Source organism: Mycolicibacterium nivoides (genome assembly GCF_003855255.1).
GTDB lineage: Bacteria > Actinomycetota > Actinomycetes > Mycobacteriales > Mycobacteriaceae > Mycobacterium > Mycobacterium nivoides.
In genome coordinates this window covers 309,432-327,917 of sequence record NZ_CP034072.1, presented here as the reverse complement: position 1 = coordinate 327,917, position 18,486 = coordinate 309,432, and the positions used below count along the sequence as shown (strand labels likewise).

The 18,486-nt window shown below is 67.7% G+C and carries 19 protein-coding genes; 8 read left to right on the top strand and 11 right to left on the bottom strand.

Features of this window, described 5'->3' with window-relative positions:
* Positions 1–24 precede the first annotated feature (24 nt).
* Positions 25–1,035 carry a 3-isopropylmalate dehydrogenase gene (locus EH231_RS01620; protein ID WP_090425010.1) on the bottom strand — a complete coding sequence of 337 codons (1,011 nt, stop codon included), beginning with the start codon at positions 1,033–1,035 and terminating at the stop codon, positions 25–27.
* A complete protein-coding gene (gene serA / locus EH231_RS01615) occupies positions 1,032–2,618 on the bottom strand; it encodes a phosphoglycerate dehydrogenase (protein ID WP_090425009.1) in 1,587 nt (528 codons plus the stop codon). The genes EH231_RS01620 and serA overlap by 4 nt, the downstream gene beginning before the upstream one ends.
* A gap of 60 nt (positions 2,619–2,678) precedes the next feature.
* On the opposite strand from serA, the gene EH231_RS01610 reads away from it, so the two are divergent.
* The 4 genes from EH231_RS01610 to EH231_RS01595 all read left to right on the top strand — a co-directional run bounded on the left by EH231_RS01610 (position 2,679) and on the right by EH231_RS01595 (position 5,645).
* Positions 2,679–4,109, top strand: coding sequence for a phytoene desaturase family protein (locus EH231_RS01610; RefSeq protein WP_090426010.1), 1,431 nt, complete (start codon positions 2,679–2,681; stop codon positions 4,107–4,109).
* Positions 4,106–4,717: an NAD(P)H:quinone oxidoreductase gene (gene wrbA / locus EH231_RS01605; RefSeq protein WP_090425008.1), complete on the top strand. Its 612-nt coding sequence runs from the start codon at positions 4,106–4,108 to the stop codon at positions 4,715–4,717. The genes EH231_RS01610 and wrbA overlap by 4 nt, the downstream gene beginning before the upstream one ends.
* A 196-nt stretch (positions 4,718–4,913) precedes the next feature.
* The gene (locus EH231_RS01600; protein ID WP_124711755.1) at positions 4,914–5,249 is read left to right on the top strand and encodes a hypothetical protein; all 336 of its coding nucleotides are present in this window, start codon (positions 4,914–4,916) and stop codon (positions 5,247–5,249) included.
* A gap of 111 nt (positions 5,250–5,360) precedes the next feature.
* Entirely contained in the window at positions 5,361–5,645 is a 285-nt protein-coding gene (locus tag EH231_RS01595) for a hypothetical protein (RefSeq protein ID WP_234939884.1), read from the top strand.
* 69 nt (positions 5,646–5,714) lie between these two features.
* Here EH231_RS01595 and ilvC read toward each other — a convergent pair whose 3' ends face one another.
* The 3 genes from ilvC to EH231_RS01580 are packed head-to-tail and all read right to left on the bottom strand — an operon-like array spanning position 5,715 to position 9,158.
* Positions 5,715–6,728 carry a ketol-acid reductoisomerase gene (gene ilvC / locus EH231_RS01590; RefSeq protein WP_036439400.1) on the bottom strand — a complete coding sequence of 338 codons (1,014 nt, stop codon included), beginning with the start codon at positions 6,726–6,728 and terminating at the stop codon, positions 5,715–5,717.
* A 55-nt stretch (positions 6,729–6,783) separates the two neighbouring features.
* The gene (ilvN, locus tag EH231_RS01585) at positions 6,784–7,296 is read right to left on the bottom strand and encodes an acetolactate synthase small subunit (RefSeq protein ID WP_044517446.1); all 513 of its coding nucleotides are present in this window, start codon (positions 7,294–7,296) and stop codon (positions 6,784–6,786) included.
* On the bottom strand, positions 7,296–9,158 hold the full coding sequence (locus EH231_RS01580) for an acetolactate synthase large subunit (RefSeq protein ID WP_124711753.1): 1,863 nt from the start codon (positions 9,156–9,158) through the stop codon (positions 7,296–7,298). The genes ilvN and EH231_RS01580 overlap by 1 nt, the downstream gene beginning before the upstream one ends.
* A gap of 366 nt (positions 9,159–9,524) precedes the next feature.
* Here EH231_RS01580 and EH231_RS01575 point away from each other — a divergent pair, with 366 nt between their 5' ends.
* Entirely contained in the window at positions 9,525–9,866 is a 342-nt protein-coding gene (locus EH231_RS01575; protein ID WP_090425006.1) for a PH domain-containing protein, read from the top strand.
* A 12-nt stretch (positions 9,867–9,878) separates the two neighbouring features.
* Here the strand turns inward: EH231_RS01575 and EH231_RS01570 are convergent, their stop codons facing one another.
* Complete coding sequence (locus EH231_RS01570) at positions 9,879–10,721, bottom strand: DoxX family protein (RefSeq protein WP_090425005.1); 843 nt, start codon at positions 10,719–10,721, stop codon at positions 9,879–9,881.
* Positions 10,722–10,857: 136 nt separating this feature from the next.
* Between EH231_RS01570 and EH231_RS01565 the strand changes: the two genes are divergently transcribed.
* Together EH231_RS01565 and EH231_RS01560 are read left to right on the top strand one after the other, a co-directional pair.
* Positions 10,858–11,979 (top strand): PQQ-dependent sugar dehydrogenase, encoded by a 1,122-nt coding sequence (locus EH231_RS01565; RefSeq protein WP_164480728.1) that lies wholly within the window; start codon positions 10,858–10,860, stop codon positions 11,977–11,979.
* Positions 11,980–12,080: 101 nt separating this feature from the next.
* The gene (locus EH231_RS01560; RefSeq protein ID WP_164480727.1) at positions 12,081–12,740 is read left to right on the top strand and encodes a TetR/AcrR family transcriptional regulator; all 660 of its coding nucleotides are present in this window, start codon (positions 12,081–12,083) and stop codon (positions 12,738–12,740) included.
* Between the two features lie 7 nt (positions 12,741–12,747).
* Here EH231_RS01560 and gatB read toward each other — a convergent pair whose 3' ends face one another.
* Positions 12,748–14,259 (bottom strand): Asp-tRNA(Asn)/Glu-tRNA(Gln) amidotransferase subunit GatB, encoded by a 1,512-nt coding sequence (gene gatB, locus EH231_RS01555; protein ID WP_090425003.1) that lies wholly within the window; start codon positions 14,257–14,259, stop codon positions 12,748–12,750.
* 26 nt (positions 14,260–14,285) lie between these two features.
* The gene (locus EH231_RS01550; protein WP_234927093.1) at positions 14,286–14,759 is read right to left on the bottom strand and encodes a MarR family winged helix-turn-helix transcriptional regulator; all 474 of its coding nucleotides are present in this window, start codon (positions 14,757–14,759) and stop codon (positions 14,286–14,288) included.
* 75 nt (positions 14,760–14,834) lie between these two features.
* Here EH231_RS01550 and EH231_RS01545 point away from each other — a divergent pair, with 75 nt between their 5' ends.
* Positions 14,835–15,527 carry an NAD(P)-dependent oxidoreductase gene (locus tag EH231_RS01545; RefSeq protein ID WP_090425001.1) on the top strand — a complete coding sequence of 231 codons (693 nt, stop codon included), beginning with the start codon at positions 14,835–14,837 and terminating at the stop codon, positions 15,525–15,527.
* Between the two features lie 28 nt (positions 15,528–15,555).
* Here the strand turns inward: EH231_RS01545 and EH231_RS01540 are convergent, their stop codons facing one another.
* From EH231_RS01540 to gatC, 3 genes are read right to left on the bottom strand one after another with little or no spacing between them, the layout of a single operon-like run.
* Positions 15,556–16,587: an ATP-dependent 6-phosphofructokinase gene (locus EH231_RS01540; protein ID WP_019343140.1), complete on the bottom strand. Its 1,032-nt coding sequence runs from the start codon at positions 16,585–16,587 to the stop codon at positions 15,556–15,558.
* A 53-nt stretch (positions 16,588–16,640) separates the two neighbouring features.
* Positions 16,641–18,122: an Asp-tRNA(Asn)/Glu-tRNA(Gln) amidotransferase subunit GatA gene (gatA, locus tag EH231_RS01535; protein ID WP_124711751.1), complete on the bottom strand. Its 1,482-nt coding sequence runs from the start codon at positions 18,120–18,122 to the stop codon at positions 16,641–16,643.
* Positions 18,123–18,127: 5 nt separating this feature from the next.
* A complete protein-coding gene (gene gatC, locus EH231_RS01530) occupies positions 18,128–18,427 on the bottom strand; it encodes an Asp-tRNA(Asn)/Glu-tRNA(Gln) amidotransferase subunit GatC (protein ID WP_066895883.1) in 300 nt (99 codons plus the stop codon).
* Between the last annotated feature and the right edge of the window lie 59 nt (positions 18,428–18,486).

The window sequence follows — 18,486 nt, the reverse complement described above, 5'->3', positions numbered from 1 at the left end:
GCCGACTCAGCGCAGCGTCGACGCCTACAGCAGCGACAGGATCCGCTCGCCGACCTCGCTGGTCGACAGCTTCGCATCGCCGCGGGTGGCCAGGTGCTCGCCGACGGCCTTGTCGACCCGTGCCGCGGCATCGGTCTCGCCGATGTGTGTGAGCAGCAGCGCCACGCTCATCACCGCGGCCGTCGGATCGGCGATCCCCTGGCCGGCGATGTCGGGCGCACTGCCGTGCACGGGCTCGAACATCGACGGGTTGGTGCCCGTCGCATCGATATTGCCCGATGCGGCCAGGCCGATACCGCCGGACACCGCGGCCGCCAGGTCGGTGATGATGTCGCCGAACAGGTTGTCGGTGACGATCACGTCGAACCGGCCGGGGTCGGTGACCATGTGGATGGTCGCGGCGTCGATGTGCTGGTACGCAGTCTCGACGTCCGGGTACTCCGCACCGATCTCGTCGACGGTGCGCTTCCACAGAGAGCCGGCAAACGCCAGCACGTTGTTCTTGTGCACCAGAGTGAGGTGCTTGCGCCGGGCGCGGGCCTTCTCGAACGCGTAACGCACCACTCGCTCCACACCGAACCGGGTGTTGGTCGACACCTCGGTGGCGACCTCGTGCGGGGTGTTCACCCGGATCGCGCCACCGGTTCCGGTGTAGGGACCTTCGGTGCCCTCGCGCACCACAACGAAGTCGATCTCCGGGTTGCCGGCCAGCGGGCTGGAAACCCCGGCGAACAACCTCGACGGCCTCAGGTTCACATGGTGGTCCAACGCAAACCGCATGTTCAGCAGCAGGCCACGCTCGAGCACGCCACTGGGCACCGAGGGATCGCCGATGGCGCCCAACAGGATTGCGTCGTAGCCCTTGAGCTCCTCGACGAAGCCATCAGGCAGGGTCTCCCCCGTCGCGTGGTAGCGACGCGCCCCGAGGTCATACTCGGTCCGCTCCACCCCGGGCAGCACCGCGTCGAGCACCTTCAGCGCCTCGGCGATGACCTCCGGACCAATGCCGTCACCGGCGATTACAGCGAGTTTCATGACAGGTCGACCACTTCCAGCGTCGTGGCGTCGACCGCCGCGGCGAGCGCGGAACGCACATCCTCGGGCACATCGGTATCCAGCCGCAGCATCACGATGGCGCTGTCGCCGTCGACGTCCTGGCTGAGCTGCGCGGCCAGGATGTTGACGTCGGCCCCGCCGAGCAGGGTGCCGATCTTGCCGAGCGCTCCCGGCTGATCGTTGTAATGCACGATGAGGTTGTAGCCCTCGGCCCGCAGGTCGAAGTTGCGCCCGTTGATCTGGACGATCTTCTCGACCAGCTGCGGCCCCGACAAGGTGCCCGCCACGTTCACCGCGCTGCCGTCGGCGTGCACGACGCGCACATCGACCACGCTGCGGTGGTTCGGGCTCTCGGTGGCGGTGCTGATCTCAGACGCCACCCCACGGTCGGCGGCCAGCGTCGGTGCGTTGACGAACGTCACCTGCTCATCGACCACCGCGGAGAACAGGCCCCGCAACGCCGACAACCGCAGAATCTCAACATCTTCGGAAGCCAGCTCGCCACGCGCCTGCACCGACAGCGACACCGGGGCCGCATCGGACAGGGCACCGGCCAGCAGACCGAGCTTGCGCACCAGGTCCAGCCAGGGCGCGACCTCTTCGCCGACGGCTCCGCCACCGACGTTGACGGCGTCCGGCACGAACTCACCGGCCAATGCCAGCTTCACGCTGGCGGCCACGTCGGTGCCGGCCCGGTCCTGCGCCTCAGCGGTCGAGGCACCGAGGTGCGGGGTCACCACGACCTGGGGCAGCTCGAACAGCGGGCTGTCGGTGCACGGTTCGGTCGAGAAGACGTCCAGGCCGGCGGCGCGCACATGGCCGCTGGTGATGGCGTCGGCCAGGGCCTGCTCGTCGATCAGACCGCCGCGGGCGGCGTTGACGATGATGACGCCCGGCTTGGTCTTGGCCAGGTTCTCCTTGCCGAGCAGGCCGGCGGTCTCCTTGGTCTTGGGCAGGTGCACCGAGATGAAGTCGGCGCGGCCGAGCAGCTCGTCAAGCGGCAGCAACTCGATACCGAGCTGGGCCGCGCGGGCCTGCGAGACGTAGGGGTCGTACGCCACGATGTGCGCGCCGAAGGCGGCCAGGCGCTGGGCGACCAGCTGCCCGATGCGGCCCAGGCCCACGACGCCGACGGTCTTGTCGAAGATCTCGACGCCCGAGAACGACGACCGCTTCCAGGTGTGATCGCGCAGGGTCGCGTCAGCGGCGGGGATCTGCCGGGCCGTGGACAGCAGCAGGGCCAGGGCGTGCTCGGCGGCGCTGTGGATGTTGGAGGTCGGCGCGTTGACCACGAGCACCCCGCGGGCGGTCGCGGCGTCGACGTCGACGTTGTCCAGGCCGACACCGGCGCGGGCGACGATCTTGAGTTTGGGGGCCGCGGCGATGACCTCGGCGTCCACCGTGGTGGCGGAGCGCACCAGAAGCGCGTCGGCTTCCGGCACGGCAGCGAGCAGCTTCTCGCGGTCCGGACCGTCGACCCACCTGACCTCTACCTGGTCGCCGAGGGCGGCGACGGTCGATTCCGCGAGCTTGTCGGCAATCAAAACAACGGGAAGACTCACGCGGACAGCCTAATGTGTGGGCCCTACCACAGCCGAACCGCGTGCGGTGTACTGATGGGCGTGGACGTCACAATCGTCGGCAGCGGTCCCAACGGCCTGTCAGCCGCGGTCATCTGCGCCCGAGCCGGATTGTCGGTACGCGTGATCGAAGCGCAGCCGACCCCGGGTGGCGGCGCCCGCACCCTGCCCGATCCGGAATTTCCCGGCGTCGGCCACGACATCTGTTCGGCGGTACACCCGCTGGCCCTGGCGTCGCCGTTCTTCGCCGCCTACGACCTGCCGGCCCGCGGGGTGCGCCTGGCCGTCCCCGAGATCTCCTATGCCAGCCCGCTGACCGACCGGCCCGCCGCGGTCGGCTACCGCGACATCGAGCGAACCTGCGCCGAGTTGGACTCCGGAGATTCCTGGCGACGACTGCTCGGGCCACTGTCCGCCGACTGCGACGGCGTGGTGGGCCTCATTCTCGGCGACAAGCGGTCGATACCCCCGTCGCTGGGCGCGGCGGCGCGCGTCGCACCCCGGCTCCTGGCCCAGGGCACGCCGTTGTGGCGGTCGCTCAAAGGCGAGGACGCCCGGGCATTGTTCAGCGGTGTTGCCGCACACACGATTTCAACCATGCCATCTCTGGTTTCGGGAGGCGCCGGGTTGATGCTGGCGACGCTGGGACACGCGGTGGGCTGGCCCATCCCGATCGGCGGATCCCAGGCCATCCCCGATGCGCTGATCGCCGATCTGACCGCACACGGCGGCGAACTGGTCCTCGGGCACGAGGTCACCGAGCCACCGCCGGGTGTGGTGCTCTACGACACCGCCCCGACCGCGCTGTTGGCGATCTACGGCAAGACCCTGCCGTCTCGTTACGCCCGCGCGTTGAGCCGATACGCCTACGGCCCGGGGGTCGCGAAGGTCGATTTCGTGCTGAGCGGCGAGATACCTTGGCGTGACCCGCGTCTGGCCGAGGCGCCGACGCTGCATCTGGGCGGCAGCCGCGCGCAGATGGCATTGGCCGAGTCCGAGATCGCGGCGGGCCGTCACGCCGAGTGGCCCATGGTGCTGGCCGCACTCCCCCATATCGCCGACCCGTCGCGCGTCGATGACGCCGGCCGCCGCCCGCTGTGGACCTACGTCCACGTACCCAACAACTCCACGCGGGATTTGGCCGAGACGGTGACCGGGATCTTCGAACGGTTCGCGCCGGGCTTTCGCGATCTGGTGGTCGCCGTGCGCAGCGTGCCCGCGTCGCGGATGGACGAACACAACGCCAACCTCGTTGGCGGCGATATCGGTGTCGGCGGCAACAACATGGCCAGCGCGCTGCTGGGGCCCACCCCGCGCTTCGATCCCTGGACCACACCGATCCCCAAGGCGTACCTGTGTTCATCGGCGACTCCGCCCGGCGGCGGCGTGCACGGGATGGCCGGCTTCTACGCGGCGCGCACCGTACTGAAACGCGAATTCGGCATCACGAATCTGCCTAAGCTGGCGCCATGACCAACTCTGCGCCGAAGGTCGCCGTCATCTACTACTCCGCAACCGGCCACGGCACCACGATGGCTCAGCGGGTCACCGCCACCGCGGAATCCGCGGGTGCCGAGGTGCGCCTGCGCCACGTGGCCGAGACCCAGGATCCGCAATCGTTCGCCCACAATCCCGCCTGGACCGCCAATTACGAGGCCACCAAAGATCTTCCGACCGCCACCGGTGACGACATCGTTTGGGCGGATGCCGTGATCTTCGGCTCCCCCACGCGATTCGGTTCCGTCGCTTCGCAATTGCGCGCATTTCTGGACTCGCTCGGCGGCCTGTGGTCACAGGGCAAGCTCGCCGACAAGGTGTACGCCGGGTTCACCTCGACCAACACCGCACATGGCGGGCAGGAGACCACGCTGCTGACGCTGTACGTCACGCTGATGCACTGGGGTGGGATCATCGTGCCGCCCGGCTACACCGACCCGCTCAAGTTCGTCGACGGCAACCCGTACGGCGCGAGCCTGATCGCCAACCACGACAACATCAGCGAATTCGACGACGCCACCTACGACGCGCTGGATCACCTGGCCCGCCGGGTGGTCAGTGTGGCTACGCGACTGGGCGCGTAATCAACGCCGCGAGCCAGACCAGCACCGTCCTTGCCTTTGCTGACCAGCGGTCGGATGTGGGCATCCGCACCGAATCGGGTTTGCCCGCATAATTGTCAGGTGTGATCTGAGTCACGTAGACTCGGTTCAAGCGCTCGCACGCGGGCTCGGCTGGGCCCGGCCGCGACGAGTGAGATCACGACCGGGGGTGGCCATGATGGAACACAAGGCAATGCGACTGAGGATGGTCCTGGGTGGAGCCGCCGCAGCCGCTTCGCTGGCATTCGCAGGGCTGCTCGGTCCGGCGGGATACGCACTCGCCGCTCCGGGCGATCCCGGTGGTGGCGGCTACGCCAACGACCACGCCGGCGGCGCGTTCTCGCGCGGTGACGCCGGCGGCGGATACGCGACCGGCGATGCCGGCGGTGGATACGCACGCGGCGCGGCCGGCGGTGGATACGCGACCGGCAACGCCGGAGGCGCCTGGTTCAAGGAAGCGTGTGCGAACGCCCAAGAAAACGGTGATCCGGCCCCGATCGGGTGCGCCAGCTAGCTGTTCTGACGAAAACTGCTGCGCTGCACCCGCCGCGCCGGCGCTTAGATTTGAGCGGTGAACACTGGCATCGCTCGGTTGGTGGGTTCCGTGCCACATACCGATCCGGTCATGAAGATCATTGCGGTCGGCGACATGAAGCTCTATCACGTGAGCCCGCCGCTGTGTGGCTACAACGTCGTCGCGGCCGCACAGACAATGTGGGCCATGCGGGCGCAGTGCATCTACCCGGACGGTCGGATCGAGCCGGCCGAGCCCGACGACCCGGTGTCCACCGAACTCTACGGCGTCGTCGGTGAAGCTCTACAGATCGACGGCACCGCGAAGCTTCCTGGTAGCGCCGACGGCAGGGACGTGGCCCGCACGCTGGCCGCGATCGGCTACACGATCATCTAGAACGCGAAAGGCCAGTTACTGCACGCATTTTCGATGCTCGCGTGCAATAACTGGCCAGTCGACGTGAAATCAGGCCGTTTCGGTGATCGGCCGGTCGACCCAGCTCATCAGGTCGCGCAGCTTCTTGCCGGTGACCTCGATCGGGTGCTCGGCGTTGGCCTTGCGCAGCGCCTCGAGCTCCTTGTTGCCACCCTCGACGTTGGCGACCAGGCGCTTGACGAAGGTGCCGTCCTGGATGTCGGTCAGGATGTCCTTCATGCGCTTCTTGGTGTCGGCGTCGATGACCCGCGGGCCCGACAGGTAGCCGCCGAACTCCGCGGTGTCGCTCACCGAGTAGTTCATACGGGCGATGCCACCCTCGTACATCAGGTCGACGATGAGCTTGAGCTCGTGCAGCACCTCGAAGTAGGCCATCTCCGGGGCGTAGCCCGCCTCGACCATGACCTCGAAGCCGGCCTTGACCAGCTCTTCGGTGCCGCCGCAGAGCACGGCCTGCTCACCGAACAGGTCGGTCTCGGTCTCTTCCTTGAAGGTGGTCTTGATGACACCGGCGCGGGCACCGCCGATCGCGGCGGCGTAGGACAGCGCCAGCGCCTGGCCCTCGCCCTTGGGGTCCTGGTCGACGGCGATCAGGCAGGGCACGCCCTTGCCGTCGACGAACTGGCGACGCACCAGGTGGCCGGGGCCCTTGGGGGCGACCATGCCGACGGTGACGTTGGCCGGGGCCTTGATCAGGCCGAAGTGGATGTTGAGGCCGTGGCCGAAGAACAGCGCGTTGCCGTCCTCCAGGTTGGGCTCGATGTCGTTCTTGAAGATCTCGGCCTGCGCGGTGTCGGGCGCGAGCACCATGATCACGTCGGCCCACTTGGCCACCTCGGCCGGGGTGTCGACCTCAAGACCCTGCTCCTCGACCTTGACGCGGGACTTCGAGCCCTCTTTCAGGCCGACCTTGACCTGCACGCCCGAATCGCGCAGCGACAGCGAATGCGCGTGTCCCTGGCTGCCGTAGCCGATGACGGCGACCTTACGACCCTGGATGATCGACAGGTCCGCGTCGGCGTCGTAAAACATCTCAACTGCCATGCGAAATTATCCTTCTCTTTCTAGCTCTACAGCCGCTTAACGCTACTTGACGTGCTTACTTCACTGCGCTGATACCACGTGGTCCACGCGAGACCGACACCATGCCCGACTGTGCGATCTCGCGGATACCGTAGGGCTCAAGGACCCGCAGCAGGGCCTCCAGCTTCTCCGCCGTACCGGTCGCCTCCACTGTCAACGACTCGGTCGAGACATCAACGACCTTGGCGCGGAACAGGTTCACCGCTTCGATGACCTGGCCGCGGTTGGTCGCGTCGGCGCGCACCTTGATCAGGGCGAGTTCGCGGGAGACCGAGCTGTCGTCCTCCTGCTCGACGATCTTGATCACGTTGATCAGCTTGTTGAGCTGCTTGGTGATCTGCTCCAGCGGCGATTCCTCGACGCTGACGACGATCGTCATCCGCGACATGTGCTTCTGCTCGGTGGCACCAACCGCCAGGGACTGGATGTTGTAGCCCCGACGGGAGAACAGCGTCGCCACCCGGGCGAGAACGCCGGGCTTGTCCTCGACCAGCACCGACAGGGTGTGAGTGGGGGTGGTGTTGCTCATCAGGCATGCCCCTCGTCGTCGTTTTCGTCGAACAGCGGCCGGATGTCCCGGGCCGCCATGATCTCGTCGTTGCTGGTACCGGCGGCGACCATCGGCCACACCTGCGCGTCGGCACCGACGATGAAGTCGATGACCACCGGGCGGTCGTTGATGGCCCGGGCCTGGTTGATGACGTCCTCGACGTCCTCGGCCCGCTCGCAGCGCAGCCCGACGCAGCCCAGCGCCTCGGCCAGCTTGACGAAATCCGGAATCCGGCGTGAGTGCGTGGCCAGGTCGGTCTGGCTGTAGCGCTGGTCGTAGAACAGCGTCTGCCACTGCCGCACCATGCCCAGGTTGCCGTTGTTGATCAACGCCACCTTGATCGGCGCCCCCTCGATGGCGCAGGTGGCCAGCTCCTGATTGGTCATCTGGAAGCAGCCGTCGCCGTCGATGGCCCACACCTCGGCCTCGGGGCGGGCGAACTTGGCACCCATGGCTGCCGGGACGGCAAAGCCCATGGTTCCCAGACCGCCCGAGTTCAGCCACGTCTTGGGGTTCTCGTACTTGACGAACTGCGCGGCCCACATCTGGTGCTGACCCACCCCGGCCACGTAGACCGCTTCGGGTCCGGCGATCTGGCCCAGCTTCTCGATGACGTACTCGGGGCTCAGGCTGCCGTCGCTCTGCGGGCCGTAGCTCAGCGGATAGGTCGACTTCAGGCCGGACAGGTACTCCCACCAGCCGTCCAGTTTCAGTGCGGCGCTGGTCGTTCCGTCGCGGCGCAGCACCTCGATCAGATCGGTGATGACCGCTTTCACGTCACCCACGATCGGCACGTCGGCGTGCCGGTTCTTGCCGATCTCGGCGGGGTCGATGTCGGCGTGGATCACCTTCGCCTCGGGAGCGAAGGAGGACAGCTGGCCGGTGACCCGGTCGTCGAACCGGGTGCCCAGGGCGATCAGCAGGTCGCTCTTCTGCAATGCGCCCACCGCGGCCACGGTGCCGTGCATGCCCGGCATACCCAGGTGCTGCGGGTGGCTGTCCGGGAACGCACCGCGGGCCATGAGCGTGGTGACGACCGGGATGCCGGTCAGCTCGGCCAGCTCGAGCAGTTCGGCACTGGCCTCACCACGGATGACCCCGCCGCCGACATAGAGCACCGGCTTGTGCGCCGCGGCGATCAGCTTGGCAGCCTCGCGCACCTGACGGCTGTGCGGCTTGGTGTTCGGCTTGTAGCCAGGCAGGTCCAGCTGCGGCGGCCAGGAGAAGGTGCACTGGCCCTGCAGGATGTCCTTGGGGACGTCGACAAGCACCGCGCCCGGACGGCCCGAGCTGGCGATGTGGAAGGCCTCGGCCATCACCTGGGCGATGTCGTCACCGTTGCGCACCAGGAAGTTGTGCTTGGTGATGGGCATGGTCATGCCGGTGATATCGGCTTCCTGGAAGGCGTCGGTGCCGATCAGGGCGCGACCCACCTGCCCGGTGATGGCCACCACCGGGATGGAGTCCATCTGGGCGTCGGCCAGCGGGGTGATCAGGTTGGTTGCGCCGGGACCCGACGTCGCCATCATCACGCCGACCTTGCCGGTGGCGTGGGCATAGCCGCTGGCCGCGTGGCCGGCGCCCTGCTCGTGCCGAACCAGCACGTGGCGCAGCTTCTGCGAGTCGAACAGCGGGTCGTAGACCGGCAGCACGGCGCCGCCGGGGATCCCGAAGACGATGTCGACGCCGAGCTCTTCCAGCGACCGGACGACCGCCTGGGCGCCGGTGAGCTGCTGCGGTGCAACCCGCTTGGGCTGTCCCGAATCTGATTTGGTCTTGGCTGCGCCATTGGCAGGCGCGGCTCCTGACCGGGCCGGCGGTCGCGTTGTCGGTGCGCTCACGATGTCCTCTTCACGGTTTGCGTCACGTTCCTGTCCAGGAATTTCAATTTTTCAATGGTTACGGCGCGCTTGTGGGCAAATAAAAAACCCCCGTCAGCCGGCAGCTGTACGAGGGTGGCGCGTCGATGCGGTTTGCTATGCCCGGCAGAGGGCCAGCGCGGCATCAACGCGCCAACCAATTACTACGAGCAATCCGGGGGTCTGCATAGCACTTGACGGTAGCTGTCGTACAGGTTAAAGGTCAAATTGCTTCACCTGGGGGCCGGCACCGGGTGATGGCCGGCGGGCCTGCCAACCCGGTGGTGCAAGGATGAACCTGTGAGCGCACGATCGGCAACCGCCCCTGTCGTCATCCGGATATCACCCATGGCGCACCTGGCAGTCGGCTTCCTGACGCTCGGCCTGCTGACCCTGGTGCTGAGCAATCCCACCTTGTTCTCGGTGCTGCTGGTGATCCCGGTTGCGTTGTCGGCGGCCATCATCCGGTACCGCACCACCGCCGATGCCGACACCGTCACGGCGCGGTCTCTCACGCGCAGCCGCACGGTGGCGTGGGGCGATATCAAGGGACTGCGGTTCGACCGGTCGTCCTGGGCGATCGCCGACCTGAACGACGGAACCGGCCTGCGCCTGCCGGCCGTGACCTTCGCAACACTGCCGTTGCTGACCGAGGTGAGCGGCGGCCGCGTACCGAATCCGTACGCCTGAGGATCCGCGCGATCAGCCGAGCGGGTTACCGCCGTTGAGCAACACCCAGATGGCGATGCCGCCGGCCACACCGAGCAGCAGTGCCACGAATGATCCGACGAACGGCCGCCGGGCCCAGCCGCGGCCGGCGTCGAACCCGTAGCGACCCGGGCCGGTCAGGATGATCGCGGCCGCGGCCACGACGACGATCATCCGGTACTCGGTGCCGTCGGTGATGACTTCCGAGAGCCGGGCCTGCTCGTGGGCGGCCATCGCCGTGGCGAGCACCCCGTTGATCAGGTAAGCCAGTGCGCCTGCCGCCGCGATCGGCGTGAACAGCCCCAGAACCAGCAGGACACCCGCCGCGATCTGGCCGCCGGTGGCGGCGTAGGTCAGGATGTCGGTGTTCTTGAAGCCCATCTCACCCAGTGAGGTGTTGAACCCGTCCAGTCCCGGGCCGCCCCACCAACCGAACGCCTTCTGCAGGCCGTGGATGATCATCAGCCCGCCGAGAGCCACACGCAGGATCAATAGTCCGAGGTCCTGGGTGCCCCGCCGCCCGGCAGCCTTGACGCGGTCGTCGACGAACTCGTCGCGCTCGATCTCGGCCGGCTCGGCCGCGAAGGGCCCCATCGGGGCGGGCCCGCCGGATTGCACATATGGCAGCGGTTCAGGGTCGGAGACCAGGCTGAATGCCGACTGGTCGCCCGATTTGGCGTCGTAGCGCGGAATCGCGGTGGTTTCGAAGTCCCCGCCGTACGTCGCCGACGGCAGGTCGTCTTCCGGGTCGACCAGGCTGGCTCCGGCCGGCCTGGCGGAATCGTCCGAGTAACCCGGTCGTTGCCAGGCTTGCGGGTCCTGCGAGTGACTGGTCACAGCTGCCAGGGTAAGTGCAAGTTCGGTTCGATCCGGGTATTTACCCCGGCGCTTCTGCCTGGTATCGGGCTGCTATGGGCAGGACGCGCGGTCCCGACGTGGCGCGCACTGCCGAGGCATCCGTAATCTGGCGGGCATGAAATCGCGCCGGCGGATGACGGGGGTGGCCGCCGTTCTGTGCGCCGCGATGCTGGTCGGTTCGGGCTGTGCCCGATTCGACGCGGCCCAGTCCGAGCCTTTCACCACTGCACCGAAGATGGAGCCGGGGCCGACGACGACCCCGCCGCCACCGCCGCCACTGCCGGCCAAGCCGTTCCCCAAGGAATGCAAGGCAACGGGCGTGATGCAGGGCTGCCTGGACAGCACCAGCGGTTTGATCATGCTTCCCGACAGCCAGTCCGCGCTGGTCGGCGAGCGGCTCACCGGCGCGGTCAAGCAGGTGTCGGTGAAAGCCGAGCCGAAGGTCAAAGTGATGATCCCCGTCGATCCGTCCGGCGACGGCGGTCTGATGGACATCGTGTTGTCGCCGACCTACGGCCAGGACCGGCTGATGTACGCCTACGTCAGCACGCCGACCGACAACCGGGTGATCCGCATCGCCGACGGCGACGTGCCGAAGCCGATTCTCACCGGCATCCCCAAGGGCGCCGGCGGCAATATGGGGTCGCTGACCTTCACCAGCAAGACCACCCTGTTGGTGCAGACCGGCGATGCGGGCGATCCGGCACTGGCCGCCGATCCCGCATCACTGGCCGGCAAGGTGCTGCGCATCGAGCAGCCCACCACGGTCAACCAGGCCCCGGTCACCACGGCGCTCAGCGGCCTGGGCGCCGCCGGAGCCATGTGTGTCGATGCGTCGGACGGCTCGCTCTACGTCACCGACCGCACTCCCAGCGCAGATCGGCTGCAGCGGATCACCAAGGATTCCAAGGTGTCCACGGTGTGGACGTGGCCGGACCGTCCCGGCGTCGCCGGGTGCGCCGCACTGGAGGGCACGGTGTTGGTCAACCTGGTCAACTCCAAGAAGACCGTCGCCGTACGGCTGGCGCCCGACACCGGCGCGGTCACCGGCGACCCTGAGGTGGTCCGGGAGAACGTGCGCGGTCACGCGTGGGCGTTGCAGCTCTCCCCCGACGGCAACGTGTGGGGCGCGACCGTGAACCGGACTGCCGGAGATGCCGAGAGCTTCGACGACGTCGTCTTCCCACTCTTCCCGCAGGGCGGCGGCTTCCCGCGCAGCAATGCCGACAACACCTGAGGCACAGGACATTTCGACATAGATCCGCGCTCCGGGCCTGACCGGAGCCGGCTGCGCCAACGGGTCGATATGAATGCAACGCTCGTAATGCGCCCTTAGAAATGGTTCGACTATCACGTACCATTGTCCGGGTGCCTGACCGCCAGCGCCGCAGATATGCACCGCGGCTACCGCGTGAAGAACGGCGCGAGCAACTGCTGGACGCGGCGATGACCGTGCTCCACGACTGCCCCTTGCACGAGCTCAGGATGGAGGCAGTCGCCGAGGCGGGCGGAGTCGGCAAACCTGTCCTCTACACCGCGTTCCGGACGCGTACCGAGCTGGTGACCGCCTTGCTCATCCGCGAACATCAGAACGGGCTGAGCCAGGTACTGGCCGCCCTGCCCAAGAATCTGTCCGGCACGGGCCCGACCGATGCCTACACCGCGACCGTCACCGGATTCCTGCGTTGCGTGTTGGAGAACCCGACGCGCTGGCGGCTCATCCTCACCGTGCCCGACACCGCTCCGCGGGACTACCGCGCGGCCGTCCGCAACGCCCGCAACCAGATCCTCACGCAGGTCGAGCAAATGGCGAAAGCCGGCATCGCGGTGGACCCCCGGCTTGCCGCGCTGGACCCCGAGTTGCTCGGCCACACCCTGCTCTCGTTCGCCGAGATGCTCGGTCGCCTGGCCGTGCACGATCCGGACAACTACCCGCGCGAGCGGCTCGAGCAATATGCCGCCGCGGCGATGACGATGTTCGCCGGCCCGGTGAGCTGACGAGCGGTCAGCCGCTCTGGCCGCACGCGGCCAGCACCAGCTCACGGACCCGGGCGGCGTCGGCCGAGCCCTTGGTCGCCTTCATCACCGCACCGACGATCGCACCGGCGGCCTGGATCTTGCCGCCGCGGATCTTCTCCACGACGTCAGGGTTGGCGGCCAGAGCGTCGTCCACAGCGGCCTGGATCACCGAGTCGTCGCGCTCGAGCGCCAAACCACGGTCGGTCATCACCTGCTCGGGTTCTCCCTCGCCGGCCAGCACACCCTCGATCACCTGGCGTGCCAGCTTGTTGGACAGCTTGCCTTCGTCGACGAGCTTGACGACGGCGGCCACCTGGGCCGGGGTGATCGGCAGTGCCTCGAGCTCGACCTCTGACTCGTTGGCCTTCTGCACCAGGAAGTTGCCCCACCAGGCGCGGGCAGCCTCGCTGGAGGCGCCGTGCTCGACGGTGGCTGCCACCAACTCGACCGCGCCGGCATTGACCAGATCGCGCATCACCTCGTCGGAGATGCCCCAGTCCTGCTGAATCCGCTTGCGCGCCAACCACGGCAGCTCGGGGATGGTCTGGCGCAACCGCTCGACCAGCTCGGCGCTGGGAGCGACCGGTTCCAGGTCGGGCTCGGGGAAGTAGCGGTAATCCTCCGCCGTCTCCTTGCTGCGCCCCGGCGAGGTGTAGCCGTCCTCGTGGAAATGCCTGGTCTCCTGGGTGATGGTGCCGCCGGAATTGAGAACCGCTGCCTGACGGCGCATTTCGTACCGGACCGCAACCTCGACGCTCTTGAGCGAGTTCACGTTCTTGGTCTCGGTGCGGGTGCCGAACTCGGTGGCGCCGATCGGCTTGAGAGACAGGTTCGAGTCACACCGCATCGATCCCTGGTCCATCCGCACATCCGATACGTCCAAGCCGCGCAGCAGATCTCGCAGGGCAGTGACGTAGGCGCGGGCGATTTCCGGCGCACGCGCCCCGGTCCCCTCGATGGGCCTGGTGACGATCTCGATCAGCGGAACGCCGGCGCGGTTGAAGTCGGCCAACGAGGTCGTCGCACCCGCGATGCGGCCGGTATCGCTGCCCAGGTGGGTCAGCTTGCCGGTGTCTTCCTCCATGTGCGCACGCTCGATCTCGACGCGGAAGGTGGTTCCGTCGTCGAGCGGTACGTCGAGGTATCCGTTGATCGCGATCGGCTCGTCGTATTGCGAGATCTGGTAGTTCTTCGGCTGGTCGGGGTAGAAGTAGTTCTTCCGGGCGAACCGGCCCCACGGTGCGATATCGCAGTTGAGCGCCAGGCCGATGCGGATCGCCGCCTCCACGGCCGCCTCGTTGAGCACCGGCAGAGAACCCGGCAGCCCGAGGCAGACCGGGCAGACCAGCGTGTTGGGCTCGGCACCGAACCGATTGGCGCAGCCGCAGAACATCTTGGTGGCCGTGGACAGCTCGACGTGCACCTCCATGCCCATCACGGGCTCGTAGGCGGCGATGACGTCGTCGTAGTCGACGAGTTCAGCGGTAGCGACAGACATGGTGTCGATCCTAGTTGGGCGCCTTTTCAGGCCAGTCCGGGGTGGACGCCGGGAATCAGACCCGCAGCGGCCGACAACCGCCGCAGCGTGTGTCTCAGCACGGCTCGTTCGTCATCGGACAGCGACGCGGTCACCTCGTCCTCGAGCGCACGACCCGCCTCGTCGAGCGCCGGGATCAGCTCGCGCGCCCGCTCGGTCAGCGACACCGCGAAGGCGCGCCGGTCTTCGGGGTGTGGCCGACGTTCGACGAGCCCTTCGGCTTCCAGCGTGTCGATCAGCGTGACCATGACGTTGCGGTGCAGACCGAGGCGCCCGTACAGCTCGCGCTGCGACTGCCCGTCGACCGCGGCCAGCGCCAGCAGGACCGCGGTGGCCCGCGGATGCAGGCCCAGCGGCTCGAGCCTGGCCTTGAACCCCTCGGCGACATACGCGCCGAGTTGGGACAGCAGAAACGGGATGCGCTGGTCGAGCGCGGACACCCCGATCGGTTCCTCAGCCACGAGCCGAACACTAGCACTCGCAGTGATTGTCATATGACGTGATTGTCACTATTAGTGACTAATTGGGAGGCTCTCATGCGAATCGTCATCTTCGGCGCCAACGGTGCGACGGGACGTCTGCTCACCCGCCGGGCGCTCGACACCGGCCACACCGTCGTGGCGGTCACCCGCCACCCCGCGCAGTTCCCGATCACCGACGCCGCGCTCACGGTGACCGAAGCCGACGTGCGCGACGCAGCAGCGGTCACCGCCGTGATCGACGGCGCCGACGCGGTGCTGTCCACCCTGGGCGTCACCTTCACCATGGATCCCGTCGACACGTACTCGGTCGGCGTTGGCAACATCGTCGCCGCGATGCGCGCCACCGGAGTCGACCGGTTGGCCGTCGTGAGCTCCACCGCGATCGCCGATTACCCCGGCCGCACCGATACGCCGTTCGCGCTCCGCGTGGTCCAGCCGGTGATCAGCCGCATCTTCGGCAAGACGCTCTACGCAGACATGCGCCGGATGGAGGACATCGTTTCCGGCAGCGGACTGAACTGGACCATCGTGCGGCCGTCCGGCCTGTTCGACCTGCCCGACGTCACCGAGTACATCGCCGGCCGGCGCGACCCGGTGGGCGCGTTCACCTCGCGCACCGATCTCGCCGACTACCTGCTCAAACTGGCGGAATCGCCGGAAACCGGTGCGACCGTGACCATTTCCACGACCGTCGACACCCCGTCCATGTGGCAGTTACTACGCCGCGAAGCGCTCAAGAGCGCGTGATTTCCCTGGCCGAGCGCAAGGGCCGGGACTAGCCGAAGAACTCAGCGGCGTCGTCGTAACGGGACTGCGGCACCAGCTTGAGGTGGCGGGTCGCATCGGCCAGTGATACCCGGCCGATGTCCTGCCCCTGCAACGACACCATCATCCCGAACTCGCCGGCATGGGCGGCGTCGGCCGCGTTCACGCCGAACCGGGTGGCCAGCACGCGGTCATAGGCCGTCGGGGTACCGCCGCGCTGGACGTGGCCGAGAACCGTGACGCGCACATCTTTTTTGATCCGCTTCTCCACCTCGAGCGCCAATTGCTGTGCCACACCGGTGAATTTCTCGTGCCCGAACTCGTCCATGCCGCCCTGGCGCAGTTGCATCGTGCCCTCTGCCGGTTTCGCGCCCTCGGCCACCACGCAGATGAAGTGTGACGATCCGTGCTGGAAGCGCTTCTTGACCAGCCGGCACACTTCCTCGACGTCGAAGGGCTGCTCGGGGATCAGCGTCATGTGCGCGCCCGAGGCCAGGCCGGCATTCAGCGCGATCCACCCGGCGTGCCGGCCCATCACCTCGACCAGCATGACGCGCTGGTGCGATTCAGCGGTGCTGTGCAGCCGGTCGATGGCCTCGGTCGCCACCTGCAGCGCTGTGTCGTGGCCGAAAGTGACGTCCGTGCAGTCGATGTCGTTGTCGATGGTCTTGGGTACGCCGACCACCGGGACATTCTCCTCGGACAACCAGTGCGCGGCGGTCAAGGTGCCTTCACCGCCGATCGGGATCAACACGTCGATCCCGTTGTCTTCGAGTGTCTGCTTGATCTGATCCAGTCCCGCCCGCAGCTTGTCCGGGTTGACCCGCGCGGTGCCCAACATGGTTCCGCCCTTGGCCAGCAGCCGATCGTTGCGATCGTCGTTGGCCAGTTGGATACGGCGGTCCTCCAACAAGCCCCGCCAGCCGTCGAGAAATCCGACCACCGACGAGCCGTAGCGCTGGTCGCAGGTGCGCACCACCGCCCGGATCACCGCGTTCAGGCCAGGACAGTCACCGCCGCCGGTGAGAACTCCGATGCGCATGGGCACCATCTTGCCCCGCCTGGCACAACCGTGCCCGGGTTAGGGGCTGCCGCCTACAACGCGCTGGGCAATGGGCCGCGGGCAGCCTCGTAGGCCGCGCCGACGCGGTACAGCCGGTCATCGGCCAGGGCCGGCGCCATGATCTGCAGTCCGACGGGCAGGCCGTCGTCGGGCGAGAGACCCGACGGCACCGACATGCCGCAGTGCCCGGCCAGGTTCAGCGGCAGGGTGCACAGGTCGAACAGATACATGGCCAGCGGATCGTCGACCTTCTCCCCCAACCGGAACGCTGTCGTCGGCGTCGCCGGGGACACCAGCACGTCCACGCTCTGGTAGGCCCGCTCCAGGTCGCGGGCGATCAGCGTCCGCACCTTCTGCGCCTGGTTGTAGTAGGCGTCGTAGTAGCCCGCCGACAACGCGTAGGTGCCGATCATGATCCGGCGCTTGACCTCCGGCCCGAATCCGGCGGCCCGGGTCAACGCCATGACCTCCTCGGCGCTGTGCGTGCCGTCATCGCCGACGCGCAGCCCGAACCGCATCGCGTCGAACCGTGCCAGGTTGCTCGACACCTCCGACGGCAGGATCAGGTAGTAGGCATCCATCGCGTGGTCGAAGTGCGGGCAGTCCACCTCGGTGACCTCAGCGCCGAGCGCGGTCAGCTGGGCGACAGCGGCATTGAAAGACTCCAGCACTCCAGGCTGGTATCCCTCGCCGCGCAGCTGATTGACCACACCGACGCGCACACCCTTGAGATCGCCTGCCGCACCGGCCCGCGCAGCACCGACCACATCGGGCACCGGGGCATCGACGGAGGTCGAGTCGCGCGGGTCGTGGCCGGCGATCACCTGGTGCAGCAGCGCGGTGTCGAGCACCGTGCGGGCACACGGACCGCCCTGGTCCAGTGAGGACGCACAGGCGATCAGGCCGTAGCGCGAGACCGTGCCGTAGGTCGGCTTCACGCCGACGGTCGCGGTGAGCGCGGCAGGCTGGCGGATCGACCCGCCGGTGTCGGTGCCGATGGCCAGCGGGGCCTGATACGCGGCCAGCGCCGCAGCGCTACCGCCCCCCGATCCGCCGGGCACCCGCTCGGTGTTCCACGGGTTGCGGGTCGGGCCGTAGGCCGAGTTCTCGGTCGACGATCCCATGGCGAATTCGTCCATGTTCGTCTTGCCCAGGATCGGGATACCCGCGGCGCGCAGCTTGGCGGTGACGGTCGCGTCGTACGGCGCGCGCCATCCCTCAAGGATTTTCGAGCCCGCGGTGGTGGGCATGTCAGTGGCGGTGAAGACGTCCTTGAGTGCCAGCGGCACCCCGGCCAGCGGCGAGGGCAGCGTCTCGCCGGCGGCCACGGCAGCGTCGATGCGTGCCGCGGTCTCCAGCGCGGATTCCGCTGCCACGTGCAGGAAGGCGTTGAAGCGTTCGTCGGTCTCCGCGATCTGGTCCAGGTGGGCCTGGGTCACCTCGGTCGAGGAGACCTCCTTGGCCGCGATCTGGGCCCCCAGGGTCGCCGCATCGCTGCGGATCAGCTCACTCATGCTCGTCATTCACCCTCTCCGAGAATCCGCGGCACGGCGAAGCGACCGTCTTCGGCACGCGGCGCGGCGGCCAGCGCTTGCTCCTGCGTCAGGCACGGCTCGACAACGTCAGGCCGGCTGACGTTGACGTCCTTGAGCGGGTTGTCCGTCGCTTCCACGCCGGTGACGTCGACGGACTGGATCTGGCTGACGTGGCCGAGGATGGCATCCAGCTGGCCGGCGTAACTGTCCAGTTCGTCGTCGGTCAGCGCCAGGCGCGCCAGACGCGCCAGATGGGCTACCTCGTCTCGGGAGATCTTCGACACGACAAAGCAGCCTAGTCAAGCCACCAAATCGGGTTTCGGCGGGCAGGCGCAGCGACTTG

Excerpts from the sequence above, each read along its gene's own strand:
- EH231_RS01620 (WP_090425010.1), bottom strand. The coding sequence starts at position 1,035 with ATGAAACTCGCTGTAATCGCCGGTGACGGCATTGGTCCGGAGGTCATC.
- wrbA (WP_090425008.1), top strand. The coding sequence starts at position 4,106 with ATGACCAACTCTGCGCCGAAGGTCGCCGTCATCTACTACTCCGCAACC.
- EH231_RS01600 (WP_124711755.1), top strand. The coding sequence starts at position 4,914 with ATGGAACACAAGGCAATGCGACTGAGGATGGTCCTGGGTGGAGCCGCC.
- EH231_RS01595 (WP_234939884.1), top strand. The coding sequence starts at position 5,361 with ATGAAGATCATTGCGGTCGGCGACATGAAGCTCTATCACGTGAGCCCG.
- ilvC (WP_036439400.1), bottom strand. The coding sequence starts at position 6,728 with ATGGCAGTTGAGATGTTTTACGACGCCGACGCGGACCTGTCGATCATC.
- ilvN (WP_044517446.1), bottom strand. The coding sequence starts at position 7,296 with ATGAGCAACACCACCCCCACTCACACCCTGTCGGTGCTGGTCGAGGAC.
- EH231_RS01575 (WP_090425006.1), top strand. The coding sequence starts at position 9,525 with ATGGCGCACCTGGCAGTCGGCTTCCTGACGCTCGGCCTGCTGACCCTG.
- EH231_RS01565 (WP_164480728.1), top strand. The coding sequence starts at position 10,858 with ATGAAATCGCGCCGGCGGATGACGGGGGTGGCCGCCGTTCTGTGCGCC.
- EH231_RS01560 (WP_164480727.1), top strand. The coding sequence starts at position 12,081 with ATGGTTCGACTATCACGTACCATTGTCCGGGTGCCTGACCGCCAGCGC.
- gatB (WP_090425003.1), bottom strand. The coding sequence starts at position 14,259 with ATGTCTGTCGCTACCGCTGAACTCGTCGACTACGACGACGTCATCGCC.
- EH231_RS01545 (WP_090425001.1), top strand. The coding sequence starts at position 14,835 with ATGCGAATCGTCATCTTCGGCGCCAACGGTGCGACGGGACGTCTGCTC.
- EH231_RS01540 (WP_019343140.1), bottom strand. The coding sequence starts at position 16,587 with ATGCGCATCGGAGTTCTCACCGGCGGCGGTGACTGTCCTGGCCTGAAC.
- gatA (WP_124711751.1), bottom strand. The coding sequence starts at position 18,122 with ATGAGTGAGCTGATCCGCAGCGATGCGGCGACCCTGGGGGCCCAGATC.